The organism is Streptomyces sp. NPDC091281 (assembly GCF_044757425.1).
Classification (GTDB): Bacteria; Actinomycetota; Actinomycetes; order Streptomycetales; family Streptomycetaceae; genus Streptomyces.
In genome coordinates, this window is sequence record NZ_JBIVUY010000015.1 from 212,829 (window position 1) to 226,427 (window position 13,599).

Annotated in this window: 13 protein-coding genes; 6 read left to right on the plus strand and 7 right to left on the minus strand. The window is 69.2% G+C overall.

Annotation, left to right across the window (positions count from 1 at the left end; genetic code table 11):
• Nucleotides 1-89 precede the first annotated feature (89 nt).
• The 3 genes from ACIQPQ_RS32900 to ACIQPQ_RS32910 all read left to right on the plus strand — a co-directional run bounded on the left by ACIQPQ_RS32900 (nucleotide 90) and on the right by ACIQPQ_RS32910 (nucleotide 1,699).
• Entirely contained in the window at nucleotides 90-581 is a 492-nt protein-coding gene (locus tag ACIQPQ_RS32900) for a BlaI/MecI/CopY family transcriptional regulator (protein ID WP_401311356.1), read from the plus strand.
• A gap of 9 nt (nucleotides 582-590) precedes the next feature.
• On the plus strand, nucleotides 591-1,124 hold the full coding sequence (locus ACIQPQ_RS32905; RefSeq protein ID WP_383772095.1) for an amino-acid N-acetyltransferase: 534 nt from the start codon (nucleotides 591-593) through the stop codon (nucleotides 1,122-1,124).
• 236 nt (nucleotides 1,125-1,360) lie between these two features.
• Entirely contained in the window at nucleotides 1,361-1,699 is a 339-nt protein-coding gene (locus tag ACIQPQ_RS32910) for an Lsr2 family protein (protein ID WP_383772097.1), read from the plus strand.
• Here ACIQPQ_RS32910 and ACIQPQ_RS32915 read toward each other — a convergent pair.
• Nucleotides 1,630-2,277: an SCO3374 family protein gene (locus ACIQPQ_RS32915; protein WP_401311359.1), complete on the minus strand. Its 648-nt coding sequence runs from the start codon at nucleotides 2,275-2,277 to the stop codon at nucleotides 1,630-1,632. The genes ACIQPQ_RS32910 and ACIQPQ_RS32915 overlap by 70 nt on opposite strands.
• A 533-nt stretch (nucleotides 2,278-2,810) precedes the next feature.
• Here ACIQPQ_RS32915 and ACIQPQ_RS32920 point away from each other — a divergent pair.
• Nucleotides 2,811-5,339: an ATP-dependent Clp protease ATP-binding subunit gene (locus tag ACIQPQ_RS32920; RefSeq protein WP_401311288.1), complete on the plus strand. Its 2,529-nt coding sequence runs from the start codon at nucleotides 2,811-2,813 to the stop codon at nucleotides 5,337-5,339.
• 92 nt (nucleotides 5,340-5,431) lie between these two features.
• Here the strand turns inward: ACIQPQ_RS32920 and ACIQPQ_RS32925 are convergent, their stop codons facing one another.
• Nucleotides 5,432-6,076, minus strand: a complete 645-nt coding sequence (locus tag ACIQPQ_RS32925) for an HAD family acid phosphatase (protein ID WP_401311290.1) — start codon at nucleotides 6,074-6,076, stop codon at nucleotides 5,432-5,434.
• Nucleotides 6,077-6,594: 518 nt separating this feature from the next.
• Here ACIQPQ_RS32925 and ACIQPQ_RS32930 point away from each other — a divergent pair.
• On the plus strand, nucleotides 6,595-7,227 hold the full coding sequence (locus ACIQPQ_RS32930) for a M23 family metallopeptidase (protein ID WP_383772103.1): 633 nt from the start codon (nucleotides 6,595-6,597) through the stop codon (nucleotides 7,225-7,227).
• A 22-nt stretch (nucleotides 7,228-7,249) separates the two neighbouring features.
• Here ACIQPQ_RS32930 and ACIQPQ_RS32935 read toward each other — a convergent pair whose 3' ends face one another.
• Nucleotides 7,250-7,846 carry a TetR/AcrR family transcriptional regulator gene (locus ACIQPQ_RS32935; protein ID WP_383772105.1) on the minus strand — a complete coding sequence of 199 codons (597 nt, stop codon included), beginning with the start codon at nucleotides 7,844-7,846 and terminating at the stop codon, nucleotides 7,250-7,252.
• 172 nt (nucleotides 7,847-8,018) lie between these two features.
• Between ACIQPQ_RS32935 and ACIQPQ_RS32940 the strand changes: the two genes are divergently transcribed.
• Nucleotides 8,019-9,638 carry an MDR family MFS transporter gene (locus tag ACIQPQ_RS32940; RefSeq protein ID WP_401311294.1) on the plus strand — a complete coding sequence of 540 codons (1,620 nt, stop codon included), beginning with the start codon at nucleotides 8,019-8,021 and terminating at the stop codon, nucleotides 9,636-9,638.
• Between the two features lie 277 nt (nucleotides 9,639-9,915).
• Here the strand turns inward: ACIQPQ_RS32940 and cseC are convergent, their stop codons facing one another.
• From cseC to ACIQPQ_RS32960, 4 genes are all read right to left on the minus strand, one after another.
• Entirely contained in the window at nucleotides 9,916-11,259 is a 1,344-nt protein-coding gene (gene cseC / locus ACIQPQ_RS32945) for a two-component system sensor histidine kinase CseC (RefSeq protein WP_383772109.1), read from the minus strand.
• A gap of 10 nt (nucleotides 11,260-11,269) precedes the next feature.
• Nucleotides 11,270-11,971, minus strand: coding sequence for a two-component system response regulator CseB (gene cseB / locus ACIQPQ_RS32950; RefSeq protein ID WP_401311297.1), 702 nt, complete (start codon nucleotides 11,969-11,971; stop codon nucleotides 11,270-11,272).
• Between the two features lie 371 nt (nucleotides 11,972-12,342).
• Nucleotides 12,343-13,008: a hypothetical protein gene (locus ACIQPQ_RS32955; protein ID WP_401311300.1), complete on the minus strand. Its 666-nt coding sequence runs from the start codon at nucleotides 13,006-13,008 to the stop codon at nucleotides 12,343-12,345.
• Nucleotides 12,993-13,535, minus strand: a complete 543-nt coding sequence (locus tag ACIQPQ_RS32960) for a SigE family RNA polymerase sigma factor (protein WP_383772115.1) — start codon at nucleotides 13,533-13,535, stop codon at nucleotides 12,993-12,995. Before ACIQPQ_RS32960 ends, ACIQPQ_RS32955 begins: the two co-directional genes overlap by 16 nt.
• Between the last annotated feature and the right edge of the window lie 64 nt (nucleotides 13,536-13,599).

Consider the following 13,599-nt stretch of genomic DNA (forward strand, 5'->3'; position numbering starts at 1 on the left):
AAAGCGCACGTCCGGCACGTCATCGACCGCATCTCCCACTATTGTTCTGAGCTGTGCCTCGCCCATTGGGAGAACTCGAAGACGCGGTCATGACGCGGGTGTGGAAGTGGAACCGCCCGGTCACCGTTCGGGAAGTCCTGGAAGACCTTCAGCGGGAACGGTCCATCGCGTACACCACGGTGATGACCGTTCTGGACAATCTCCATCAGAAGGGCTGGGTGCGCCGTGAGGCGGAAGGCCGGGCCTATCGATATGAGGCCGTCTCCACCCGGCCCGCCTACGCCGCCGCCCTCATGAACGACGCGTGGGCGCAGAGCGACAACCCCGCCGCCGCACTCGTCGCCTTCTTCGGGATGATGAGTGACGAACAGCGACGGTCTCTGCGCGATGCGGTACGGATCGTCCAGGGACCGGAAACTCCGGAACCCGCGGAACCCCGAGAAACCGCAGTTGAACCCGGAGAAGCCGGGGAACGCCCAGAACCCGCGGAACCCGCGGAAGCGGTCGAACCCGCGAGTCCCGCGGAAGCCGGGAGCGTCGAGGAGAACCCCGGCTCCGCGACGGGTTCTCCCGGGCGATAGCGTCCGCTCATGTCCGCACAGAGCCCCGAAGTCAGCGCTAAAGCCATCACCGTCCGCCGGGCCCGGACCAGCGATGTCCCCGCCGTACGCGGACTCCTTGACGCGTACGTCCGCGGCGGCATCCTGCTGGACAAAGCGACGGTCACGCTTTACGAGGACATCCAGGAGTTCTGGGTCGCCGAACGCGACGACAACGCCGAGGTCGTCGGCTGCGGCGCCCTCCACGTGATGTGGGAGGACCTCGCGGAAGTGCGCACTCTCGCGGTGAAGCCCGGCCTCAAGGGCGCCGGGGTCGGGCACCGCGTGCTGGAGAAGTTGCTGCACACCGCCCGCTGGCTGGGGGTTCGCCGCGTATTCTGTCTGACCTTCGAAGTGGACTTCTTCGCGAAGCACGGCTTCGTCGAGATCGGCGAGACGCCCGTCGACACGGATGTCTACGCGGAGCTGCTGCGTTCCTATGACGAGGGCGTCGCGGAGTTCCTCGGTCTCGAACGGGTGAAACCGAACACCTTGGGCAACAGCCGGATGCTTCTGCATCTGTGATCGCCCGGTCCCTTTCCGTACGGGTTCCGAGCGGGCCGCCTTGCCCGGTGCCCCTATGTCCGAAACGCGCACGTTTCAAGACGGGGAGCGGGCTCCATGTCTCTCCCCGGGGTTTGTGTTTTTCCAGCAAAAGCGGTTTGCTTTCCGATGTACTGCAGTACTGCATATAACAAGGGTGGCGAAACGGCGGACGCCGCAGACCCCCGGTCCTCACGTTTTCGATGAAAGGAAATCCGGTGGCACAGAAGGTTCAGGTCCTTCTTGTCGACGACCTCGACGGCGGCGAGGCGGACGAGACCGTGACGTTCGCGTTGGACGGCAAGACCTACGAGATCGATCTCACGACTGCGAATGCGGACAAGCTGCGCGGCCTTCTCGACCCCTATGTCAAGGGCGGTCGGCGTACCGGCGGTCGCGCCTCGGGCGGACGTGGAAAGACGCGCGCCGCTTCCGGCGGCGGCAGCCAGGACACCGCGCAGATCCGCGCGTGGGCGAAGGAAAACGGTTACGAGGTCAACGACCGCGGCCGTGTTCCCGCGACCATTCGCGAGGAGTACGAGAAGGCCAACGGCTGAGCGCACGCGCGCCGCAGCCGGACGCGGTGACAGTGGGTCGCCAGCGAGTCCACCAGCCGTACCAGGTCGGGGGCGCCCCCAACGCCCCCCAAGGCCGACATCGTCGGCAGCGAGACCCCGCACGCTTGTCTCCCGACGGGGGGCCGCATCCATACGGCGGCCCCCACTGCCGCATCCGCCCCCGGCCCGCGCGCCGGAGCGGGCAGCGGCGCCTCGATGACGCCGCCCGCGCCGATCGCCGTGAGATCCGGCGCCACCGCGTCCCACTCAAGCCACCGGAGCAGCCCCGGCAGCTCATCCGCGCTGCCCGCCGCCACCAGCAGCCGCATCCGGTCGCCCCGCAGGGCCACCGGAGAGTCCGGCGCCAGGTGCCGCAGCGCCGCGTGTCCCGCCTCGGCCGGCACGTCCAGGACGTCGAAGCGCTCGCCCACCGAAAGTAGTACCGGGTCGCCGGGCACCGTGGGCCACCCCAGTTCGTTCTCGTACCAGCCGCGGAGACCGTCGGCCCCCTCGCGGGCCGGGACCGGGGACGGGGGCGAGGCCAGTGGACGACGAGGGAGGGGCACCGTGGGGGAGATCGCGACCGGCGTTGCGACGGCGGCCGAGGCAGGGGCGGAGGCGCCCGCGACGGGCACGGGCGCCGTCGGTGCGGGGGTGGCGGAGCGGGCGGGGCCAACCATGCCAAGCGCAACCGTCCCGCGGGCCCCCGAGTTACGCTGGGTGTCGCCGTGATCGCCCACCGTGTGCGAAGTGGGGGCGTCCGGCGGTCTCACGGGGCGCAAGGTTGTTCGCCCGTAGCGGAGGGAACCGGGGCCCCGGGCATGGAGTGTCCGTCCCGGCGGGTAAGACATCCCTAGTGGGAGGGGGCGACACGCAGGTACAGGCCGTCTCACGTTCGCCATCGGCGTACTGGCGACTGGGGTAACTGCCTGGCCTGCGGGAACATCGTCTCGCACCATCGGGTTGGAGCAGATGTCGGCGTTCGGGGTCAGGAGGCCATCGACGGTGTCGGCAGTTGGAATGAGCGGTCCCCGCTTGCGGGACTAAGCTGCGGAAGGACAGGGAGGGGAAGTTCCCCCCACTGCCTGACCGCTCTGAGGAGCGATTAACGATGTTCGAGAGGTTCACCGACCGCGCGCGGCGGGTTGTCGTCCTGGCTCAGGAAGAAGCCCGGATGCTCAACCACAACTACATCGGCACCGAGCACATCCTCCTGGGCCTGATCCACGAGGGTGAGGGTGTCGCCGCCAAGGCCCTTGAGAGCCTCGGGATTTCGCTCGAGGCGGTCCGCCAGCAGGTGGAGGAGATCATCGGCCAGGGCCAGCAGGCCCCGTCCGGACACATCCCCTTCACCCCCCGTGCCAAGAAGGTCCTGGAGCTGTCGCTCCGCGAGGCCCTTCAGCTGGGTCACAACTACATCGGCACGGAGCACATCCTGCTCGGCCTGATCCGCGAGGGTGAGGGCGTCGCCGCCCAGGTCCTCGTCAAGCTGGGCGCAGACCTCAACCGGGTGCGGCAGCAGGTCATCCAGCTGCTCTCCGGTTACCAGCAGGGCAAGGAGACCGCCACCGCCGGCGGGCCTGCCGAGGGCACCCCCTCGACGTCCCTGGTGCTCGACCAGTTCGGCCGGAACCTCACCCAGGCCGCTCGTGAGTCCAAGCTCGACCCGGTCATCGGGCGCGAGAAGGAGATCGAGCGGGTCATGCAGGTGCTGTCCCGCCGTACCAAGAACAACCCGGTGCTGATCGGTGAGCCCGGCGTCGGCAAGACCGCCGTCGTCGAGGGCCTCGCTCAGGCCATCGTCAAGGGCGAGGTGCCCGAGACCCTCAAGGACAAGCACCTCTACACCCTCGACCTCGGTGCCCTGGTCGCCGGCTCCCGCTACCGCGGTGACTTCGAGGAGCGCCTGAAGAAGGTCCTCAAGGAGATCCGCACCCGCGGCGACATCATCCTGTTCATCGACGAGCTGCACACGCTGGTCGGTGCGGGTGCCGCCGAGGGCGCCATCGACGCGGCCTCGATCCTGAAGCCGATGCTGGCCCGCGGTGAGCTGCAGACCATCGGCGCCACCACGCTCGACGAGTACCGCAAGCACCTGGAGAAGGACGCGGCCCTCGAGCGCCGCTTCCAGCCCATCCAGGTTGCCGAGCCGTCGCTGCCGCACACCATCGAGATCCTCAAGGGCCTGCGCGACCGGTACGAGGCCCACCACCGGGTCTCCATCACCGACGAGGCCCTCGTCCAGGCCGCGACCCTGGCCGACCGGTACATCTCGGACCGCTTCCTGCCGGACAAGGCGATCGACCTGATCGACGAGGCCGGTTCCCGGATGCGCATCCGCCGGATGACCGCGCCGCCGGACCTCCGCGAGTTCGACGAGAAGATCGCGGGCGTGCGCCGCGACAAGGAGTCCGCGATCGACTCGCAGGACTTCGAGAAGGCCGCCTCCCTCCGCGACAAGGAGAAGCAGCTCCTGGCCGCCAAGGCCAAGCGGGAGAAGGAGTGGAAGGCCGGCGACATGGACGTCGTCGCCGAGGTCGACGGCGAGCTGATCGCCGAGGTCCTCGCCACGGCCACCGGCATCCCGGTCTTCAAGCTGACCGAGGAGGAGTCCTCTCGTCTGCTGCGCATGGAGGACGAGCTGCACAAGCGGGTCATCGGCCAGGTCGACGCCGTCAAGGCGCTCTCCAAGGCGATCCGCCGTACCCGCGCCGGTCTGAAGGACCCGAAGCGTCCGGGTGGCTCGTTCATCTTCGCCGGTCCGTCCGGTGTCGGTAAGACCGAGCTGTCCAAGGCGCTCGCCGAGTTCCTCTTCGGCGACGAGGACGCGCTGATCTCCCTCGACATGTCGGAGTTCAGCGAGAAGCACACGGTCTCCCGGCTCTTCGGTTCGCCCCCCGGCTACGTGGGCTACGAAGAGGGCGGCCAGCTCACCGAGAAGGTCCGCCGCAAGCCGTTCTCCGTCGTGCTCTTCGACGAGGTCGAGAAGGCCCACCCGGACATCTTCAACTCGCTGCTGCAGATCCTGGAGGACGGTCGCCTGACCGACTCCCAGGGCCGGGTCGTGGACTTCAAGAACACGGTCATCATCATGACGACCAACCTCGGCACCCGGGACATCTCCAAGGGCTTCAACCTGGGCTTCGCCGCCGCGGGCGACACGAAGACCAACTACGAGCGCATGAAGAACAAGGTCTCGGACGAGCTGAAGCAGCACTTCCGGCCCGAGTTCCTCAACCGCGTCGACGACGTGGTGGTCTTCCCGCAGCTGACCCAGGCCGACATCCTGCGGATTGTCGACCTGATGATCAGCAAGGTGGACGAGCGCCTCAAGGACCGGGACATGGGCATCGAGCTGTCCCAGTCCGCCAAGGAGCTGCTCTCCAAGAAGGGCTACGACCCGGTGCTGGGCGCGCGTCCGCTGCGTCGCACGATCCAGCGCGAGGTCGAGGACACCCTCTCGGAGAAGATCCTCTTCGGCGAGCTGCGTCCCGGTCACATCGTGGTCGTGGACACCGAGGGCGAGGGCGAGACCCAGACCTTCACCTTCCGCGGTGAGGAGAAGTCGGCGCTGCCCGACGTCCCGCCGATCGAGCAGGCGGCCGGCGGTGCCGGACCGAACCTGAGCAAGGACGCGTAAGCGGTCCGAACGCCCGTAGGGGGCCGGTGCCACAGGCACCGGCCCCCTACGCGTGTCTGCGCGACGTCACCGCGCGGACGCGGGGTCGCGACCTACGAGAGCTGGCCGTCGTAGTCCGGCAGCTTGTACGTCTTCTCGGCGTGGCCGCCGGAGAGGTCGGTGGTGCTGTTCCCGATGTTCGCGATGATCGTGTAGCCCTTGGACTCGATCTTGACGCGCTGCGCCGTCTTGTAGGCGTCGACGGTCTTGAAGAAGTCGAACAGCCCGCGCACGTGGAGACCGGCGACCTTGTAGCCCGCGTACTTCAGGTTGAAGTCGGTCACGCCGGAGATGATGCCCGGCCGGGCGGTGACGAAGAACAGCGCGACGCCGTGGTCCTGGGCGTACCGGGCGACGTCGAGGACCGGCTTGTTGGCCGGCTGCGGGTAGCTGAAGCCGTAGTCGGTCTCCAGGCTGGTGTTGTCGATGTCGAGGACGATCGCCTGCTTCTCACCCGGCTCGGTGGCGGCGATGCGCTGCTTCAGATACGGCAGGGCCTCGTTCATCACGGCCCGGCAGTCGGCCTGCCAGGTGGCGTAGTCGACGTCCGCCGCCGCGGCACCGACGCTGGCCGTGGCGACGGTGGAGGTGCCGCTGGCCGGTGCGGCCTGGGCGCCGACCGGGACGGCCATCGCGGTGACGGCGGCCGTGGCCACGGCGGTCATGCCGATACGGCGCTTCCAGGTGCCTCTGGTCATGGGTGGGGGTCCTCTCACGTCCAAGCGCTGCGGGTGTCGTGGGCATGCTCATCGGTGGTGATGGCTTGAGGGCAACCAGCGGGTTACTGGACGGTAGTGGTCGGCGAGACCCCCGTCACACCCCCGTGCATGCATCGTGACGTGGGTCACAAGTGCCATGCGGGGCAAGGGAGTAGCCGCGGTCACATTCCCAAGTGCCCTACGGGGCGCGGCCGGTGACTTGGGGCACAGGAGCTACGTCACGTACTACGCGGAATAGTCGTAAGGGCAATTCGGACATACCGCGCGTAAGGTTCTGGGTCCCCTCGGGGTGCGGAGGCTACGTGCGTAGACGGGTGCCGCATGGGGGGTTCAGGGGGCCTTGTGCCCTCAAGTGTCTGATTTGAGGCGGAGTACTAGCTTCCGTCGTAGATCACACGTTTGGGGCATTGGCGGAGTGCGGGTTACCAAGGGATGGCCGTCCGGCGAGCGTCCTCGCTCCGGGCGGCAGACCCCGTCCCCGGCCTCATGAGGTTTCGATGTTCCAGCACGTCACGTTCCGTTCTTCCCGTACGCCCAAGCTCCGCTCCCGCGTGGCCGTCGGCGCCGTCGCAGTCGGCGCCTCGGTCGTGCTGGGGACCGGAGTGGCGTCCGCCGTCGCCCCCCAGGCCAAGACCGCGGCCCCCGCGGCGCAGACCGCCTCCGTCGTGAAGGCCGCCCCGGTGGCCAAGAAGGCTCCGGCCAAGAAGGCCCCGAGCTGGGTCGACCCGGTCAAGAAGTACAAGCTGTCCGCCAGCTTCGCCCAGGCCGGCAACATGTGGAACTCCACCCACAGCGGCCAGGACTTCGCCGTCCCGAGCGGCACCAAGGTCTTTGCCGCCCACGGCGGCAAGGTCGTCAAGGCCGGCGGCAACGGCGCCGGTGACGGTCCGGCCTACGGCAACGCCGTCGTGATCAAGCACGCGAACGGCGTCTACTCGCAGTACGCCCACCTGTCCAAGGTGAAGGTGAAGGTCGGCCAGATCGTCAAGACCGGTCAGCGCATCGCCCTGTCCGGCAACACGGGCAACTCCAGCGGCCCGCACCTGCACTTCGAGATCCGTACGACCGCCAACTACGGTTCGGCGATCGACCCGGTCAAGTTCCTCCGAGGCAAGGGCGTGACCGTCTGAGGACGGTGACGACCCCCGGCGGTCAGGACGACCGCGAGCCCTGATGGGCCCGGGTGATCAGATCGGTGGCGACCTCCAGGACGGCCTTGCGCTTGTCCTCGGGGTCGCCTTCGACGTCCTGGAGGAAGTGCACGCCCGCGTGGAGCGTCACCAGGGCGCTCACGCCGCGCACCTGCTCGGTGAGGGGGGCGTCCTGGTCGATGATGATGTCCCGCAGGTCGCGCATGCGGTTCTTGAAGGTGTCGCCGATCTCCAGCTCGCGCACGGTCGCCTGGTTCTCCTGCATGAAACGGAAGAGCGGCATGGCCTCGCTCAGTGCCTGGCTGTAGCGGCGCACGATCTCGTGCTTGGTCTCCAGGGTGCTGGGCTGCTGCCGCCCCCACTCGATCAGATCACCGATCGGCCTCGTCAGGTCCGCGAAGATGCTGACGATGATCTCTTCCTTGGTCTTGAAGTGGTAGTACAGCGCCGCCTTCGTGACCTCCAGACGTTCGGCGATCTCGCGGAGCGACGTCTTCTCGTAGCCCTGCTCGGCGAAGAGTTCGAGGGCCACGTCCTGGATGCGCTGACGGGTGTTGCCCCGGCGCTGCTGCTTCGTGCCGTCCATGGTGACGTCCATCCTCGTACTCCTCGTGCCGCCGCCGAAACCGGGGCCGCTCCCGGTAAGAAAAACTTACCCGCCACCCGCATCGAACTTACTTGACGCCCGGCTAGTTCGGGGTCTAACTTCCTCCAGTGTAGTGAACTAGCCGGGCGGCAAGTAAGTGGCTGCTCTGGGGGAGTGAGAAACGATGGCGGACACACAGACCAAAGCGCCGGGCACCGGCGGCACCGGCCGTTCCGGGGGCGGCGACGGCACGGAAGCGCAGGAGAAGCAGCCCCAGAGCGTGCGGGTCGTGATCCTCGCGCTCATGATCACCATGATGCTCGCGATGCTCGACAACATGATCGTCGGCACCGCGATGCCCACGATCGTCGGCGAACTGGGCGGCCTCGAACACCTGTCGTGGGTGGTCACGGCCTACACCCTCGCGACGGCCGCCTCCACCCCGCTCTGGGGCAAGATCGGCGACATGTACGGGCGCAAGGGCGCCTTCCTCGCCTCGATCGTGATCTTCCTGATCGGTTCGGCGCTGAGCGGCATGGCGCAGGACATGAGCCAGCTCATCGCCTTCCGCGCTGTGCAGGGTCTCGGCGCGGGCGGTCTGATGGTCGGCGTCATGGCGATCATCGGTGACCTGGTCCCGCCGCGGGAGCGCGGCAAGTACCAGGGCATGATGGCCGGCGTCATGGCGATCGCGATGATCGGCGGACCTCTCGTCGGCGGCACCATCACCGACCACCTCGGCTGGCGCTGGGCCTTCTACATCAACCTGCCGCTCGGCATCGTCGCCCTCGGCCTGATCACCGCGGTCCTGCACCTGCCGAAGAAGCGCTCGCAGGCCCGGATCGACTACCTCGGCGCGATCCTGCTGACCGTCGGCATCACCTCCATCGTCCTCGTCACCACCTGGGGCGGCACGGAGTACGCCTGGTCCTCCGCGCGGATCATGGAACTGATCGGCATCGGTGTCGCCGCCCTCGTCGGCTTCGTGTTCTGGCAGACCAGGGCCTCCGAGCCGATCCTGCCGCTGCACATCTTCCGCAGCCGCAACTTCACCCTGATGTCGATCATCGGCTTCATCACCGGCTTCGTGATGTTCGGTGCGACGCTCTTCCTGCCGCTGTACCAGCAGTCCGTGCAGGGCGCGTCGGCCACCAACTCGGGGCTGCTGCTCCTGCCGATGCTGGGCGCGATGCTGCTGACCTCGTTGGTCGTGGGCCGGATCACCACCAACAGCGGCCGCTACAAGATCTTCCCGATCCTCGGCGGCGTGCTGATGACCATCGGGCTCTACCTGCTGTCGACCATGGACACCGACACCTCCCGCTTCACCTCGGGTGTCTTCATGGCCGTGGTCGGTCTGGGTATGGGCTGCCTGATGCAGATCACCATGCTGGTCGCGCAGAACAGCGTCGAGATGAAGGACATGGGCGTCGCGTCCTCCTCGGCCACGCTGTTCCGTACGCTCGGGTCCTCCTTCGGTGTCGCGATCATGGGCGCGCTGTTCAACAGCCGGGTCCAGGACGTCATGTCCGAGCGGGCCGGTGCGCTGGGGTCCAAGGTGACCGAGCAGTCCGCGCAGCTGGACGCGGCGAGCCTCGCGAAGCTGCCGGCGGCGGCGCGGGAGGCCTACCAGTTCGCGGTGTCGGACGGTACGCACGCGGCGTTCGTGCTGGGGGCGGCGGTGACGGTGATCGGGCTGGTGGCCGCGTTCTTCGTCAAGGAGGTGCCCCTGCGGGGGGCTGCGCCCGGGGCGAAGGACGCGGAAGGGGAGGCCGTGCGGCCTCCGGTCGTCGAGCCGGTCTGATCCGCCTCGCGCGGAGATCCGCCTTGCGTGGGCGGGGTTCTGTCAGGAAGGCCCTCGGGTGGTGTCCGCCTCCGGGGGCCTTTCCCCGTGTGTGGGGGAGGAGGGGAGGCGGGGGGAGGGAAGCAGGTGGAGTTTGCGGGTGCGGGTGGGTGGGGGCTGGTCGCGCAGTTCCCCGCGCCCCTGAGGTGGGTGGGGGTGGGCGTCCGTGGGTGTGTGCGGGGAGGTCGGGGCTGGGTGCGCGGTTCCCCGCGCCCCTGACGGGGGCGGGGGCCCGTTGTTACGGCAGGGTCGGGTAGCTGCCTGTGTTGGTGGGGGCGTGTTCGGGGAGCCAGAGGACGGCTACGGCGCCCTCGGACGGGACGTGTTCCGGGGTGCCGGTGGGTCTGACGTTGCGGAAGGTCAGGCGGGCGCCCAGGACGCGGGCCTGTCCGGCGGCGATGGTCAGGCCGAGGCCGTGGCCGTGGCCCGCCCGGTCGCTGCTGCCGGTGCGGAACCGGCTCGGGCCTTCTTCCAGGAGGTTCTCGGGGAAACCGGGGCCGTGGTCGCGGACCCGGATGACCCGGCCCTCCACGGTGACCTGGATCGGCGGCTTGCCGTGCCGGGCGGCGTTGGCGAGCAGGTTGAACAGCACGCGCTCCAGGCGCCGTGGGTCGGTGGTGACCATCGACTCGTGCACCACGCGCACCTCGATCTCCGGGTCCTTGGCCGCGACCCGCCGGGTGACGAACTCGCCCAGCAGGATGTCCTGGAGTTCCGCCCGCTCGGAGGCACCGTCGAGGCGGGCCACCTCCAGGACGTCCTCGACGAGGGTGCGCATCGCCTTGGCCCGGTCCAGGACCAGCTCGGTGGGCCGTCCCGGGGGCAGCAGTTCGGCGGCGGTGAGCAGTCCCGTCACGGGCGTACGCAGCTCGTGCGCGATGTCCGCGGTGACGCGGCGCTCGGCCTCCAGGCGCTGCTGCAACGCGTCCGTCAGCGCGTCCACGGCGCTGGCCAGGTCGTCGGTCTCGTCGCTGACCACCCCGCCGATGGCGTCCCTCACCCGCACGTCCGTGTCGCCCTTGGCGACCTGGTTGGCGGCGGCCGCCGCCTTGCGCAGCCGACGGGAGAGCTGACCGCCGATGAGCACGCCGAGCGCGCTGCCTCCGAGGACGACAGCGATCGAGCCGATCACCAGGGCCTGGTCGAGGTCGTTGAGGATGTCGGTGCTGCGGTCGGTGAAGCCGGTGTGCAGCGACAGGACGTGGCCGCCCTTCACGGGCACCGCCGCCCAGATGTCGGGTGCCTCGCCCCCGTGGTCGGAGACGAACGTCGCCCGGCGTCCTTCGCGGACCTTCTTCCGCAGCTCGGCCGGGAGAGCCGGGTCGTCGATCTTGATGTTCGGGAAGTTGGGGCGGCCGGACAGCTCGTAGCTGCGCTGGGCGATCTGGACGCGCTCGTCGGCCAGGTCGCGCGCGTTGTCCAGCATGGAGACCCGGGCCGCGTTGTGCACGACCAGGCTGAGCACGATCGCCACCAGGGCGCCGACGAACGCGATGGCCGCGCTGAGCTTCCACCGCAGTCCGGAACGGATGCCCGCGCGCTCCACGCGGACCGGAACCAGGTGCCGCAACATCCCCCGCATCCCCGTCCGCTCAGGCCTTCAGCTTGTAGCCGAAGCCGCGGACCGTCTCGATCCGGTCCTGGCCGATCTTCGTCCGCAGCCGCTGGACGTGGACGTCGACGACGCGGGTGTCACCACCCCAGCCGTAGTCCCACACCCGTTCGAGCAGTTTGTCGCGGGAGAGCACCGTGCCCGGCGCGGAGGAGAACTCCAGCAGCAGCCGCATCTCGGTCGGGGTGAGGGCGACCGGGCGCCCCGATCGGCGTACCTCCATGCCTTCGGTGTCGACCTCCAGGTCTCCGAAGGTCAGCACACCGCCGACGGGGGAGGTGTCGGGCTCGCCCCGGTCGTTGCCGCCCGCGTGGCCGAAGCGGCGCAGCACCGCGCGGATGCGCGCGACCAGGACGGCGCCGTCGAACGGCTTGGTCACATAGTCGTCGGCGCCCGCCTCCAGGCCGAGGACGACGTCGATGGAGTCGGCGCGCGCGGAGAGCATGATCACTGGCACTGTCGACTCGTCGCGGATGCGTCGGCACAGGCTCACCCCGTCCAGTCCCGGCACCATCACGTCGAGCAGGGCGATGTCGGGCCGGTCGGCGCGGAACGCCTCCAGGCCGGACAGGCCGTCGGGCATGGCCGTGACCACGAAGCCGTCCCGCTCCAGGGCGAGCTGGGTGGCCTCGCGGATGACGTCGTCGTCCTCGACGAACAGGACGTGTGTCTGGTCTGCCATCCCGGTGCTCTCAGTCCTCGTGAAGGTCGTACGTGAAGGTCATGGGTATCCAGGGCGCGGCTGTCGATCCGCTGTCGGTGTTCCCTTGGGGGGACGCCGGGAGCGCCCGGAGCGTTCATCCGGCGGTCCGCCGCTTTCCCGCTGTCCGTGGTCTCCACCCGTTCATCGGTCCGACCGGCCCGATCGGTTCACGCCACGACGAACTTTCTGCCGGAGATTTTTCCCGCCCCACCGACCGGCTGCCACTGCTGCCCGCCTCGCGGCCACGGCCCCACCGAACCCGGCCTCAGCGAACTCGGCCCCACCGAACGCGGCCCCGTCAGCCCCGGTCCCCGCCGCCCCCCGCTCCCGGTCGGCCGCTCCCGCCGCGTTCAGCCGCCGTCGTCGACCGGTGCCGTGGGCTCCGACCCGACCACGCTGCTGTAGTCGTTGTGCCAGCTGTACTCCTTGACGAAGCGGCCCGCGGACGACCACCGGTACGTGATCACGTTCTCGCCGGACGGGCTGGAGACCGGATCGCCCTTCTCGTACACCTGCTTGGTCACGACCAGGTCGCCCCGGTCTATCTCGGCGTAGACCGGGGGGTCCTCGTCCTTGAACACGTTCTCGTAGCGGCCGTCGGTCTCCCGGTACACGTACGAGCCGACGCCGACCGCGTCGCCGCAGGTCAGCACGTTGATCACCACGTCGCTGCCGGGGCCGCCGGTCAGTTGGCCGTAGGACACGTCCACCGGGTACTCGTCGCCCACGCAGGGCTGGAGGTCGCGTCGGACCTCCGCCGAGACCGCCGGGTCGTCCTTCACGATGCGGACGGCCCCCTCACGGTCGGGCCCCGGGGTGGCGGCGGCCGTCGGCGCGTTGGTCGCGCCGCTCACGACGTCCGCGTGCGCCGGGCCCTCGTCGCGCGCGCCCGTGCCGCCGGTTCCGCAGGAGGACACGAAAAGGCCGAGGGCGGCGAGCCCGGCCACTGCCGTGATCGCCGCCGGATAAGCGCCTCGGGCCGCCGGGGGCCCGGCCTCTGTCAGGCCGCCGCGCAACGCTCCCGCTCCTCACGCTCCAGCGCGCGTGCGTCCAGGTCGCGGGCCTCCAGCTCCTCGCGGAGGCGGGCGAGCGCCCGGTGCAGCGTGCTCTTGACCGTTCCCGCCGACATGCCCAGGGCGGCGGCGGTCTCCTCGGTGGACATCTGCTCCCAGTGTCGCAGCACCACGACGCTGCGCTGCTTCGGAGCGAGAACTTTCATGGCGTCCATCAGGAGGGCGCGGTCCGCGTGCTGCTCGGTGGCGTCGTCCACGCAGGCGTCCGGGAGCTGCTCGGTGGGCACTTCCTCCAGCTTGCGGGCCCGCCACCACTCGGTCCGGGTGTTGATCATGACCCGGCGCAGGTACGCGTCGGCCAGGCGCTTGTCCGCGATGCCGTCCCAGCGGCCGTACGTCCGGGCCAGGGCCGTCTGGAGCAGGTCCTGGGCGTCGACCGGGTCCGGGACCAGCCGGCGGGCGCTGCGCAGCAGCGCGTCCTGCCGGGTGCGGACGTACTCCTCGAAGTCGAGCACCTCGCCCTGCGCCATATCAACCGCCTCCGTGTCCCCGTACCGACGGGCTGGTCCCTGTCGGTGTGTCCTGCCTGGGTCT

Coding starts and splice junctions, on each gene's coding strand:
- ACIQPQ_RS32930 (WP_383772103.1), top strand. CDS start 6,595: ATGTTCCAGCACGTCACGTTCCGTTCTTCCCGTACGCCCAAGCTCCGC.
- ACIQPQ_RS32920 (WP_401311288.1), top strand. CDS start 2,811: ATGTTCGAGAGGTTCACCGACCGCGCGCGGCGGGTTGTCGTCCTGGCT.
- cseB (WP_401311297.1), bottom strand. CDS start 11,971: ATGGCAGACCAGACACACGTCCTGTTCGTCGAGGACGACGACGTCATC.
- ACIQPQ_RS32935 (WP_383772105.1), bottom strand. CDS start 7,846: ATGGACGTCACCATGGACGGCACGAAGCAGCAGCGCCGGGGCAACACC.
- ACIQPQ_RS32900 (WP_401311356.1), top strand. CDS start 90: ATGACGCGGGTGTGGAAGTGGAACCGCCCGGTCACCGTTCGGGAAGTC.
- ACIQPQ_RS32925 (WP_401311290.1), bottom strand. CDS start 6,076: ATGACCAGAGGCACCTGGAAGCGCCGTATCGGCATGACCGCCGTGGCC.
- ACIQPQ_RS32960 (WP_383772115.1), bottom strand. CDS start 13,535: ATGGCGCAGGGCGAGGTGCTCGACTTCGAGGAGTACGTCCGCACCCGG.
- cseC (WP_383772109.1), bottom strand. CDS start 11,259: ATGCGGGGGATGTTGCGGCACCTGGTTCCGGTCCGCGTGGAGCGCGCG.
- ACIQPQ_RS32940 (WP_401311294.1), top strand. CDS start 8,019: ATGGCGGACACACAGACCAAAGCGCCGGGCACCGGCGGCACCGGCCGT.
- ACIQPQ_RS32905 (WP_383772095.1), top strand. CDS start 591: ATGTCCGCACAGAGCCCCGAAGTCAGCGCTAAAGCCATCACCGTCCGC.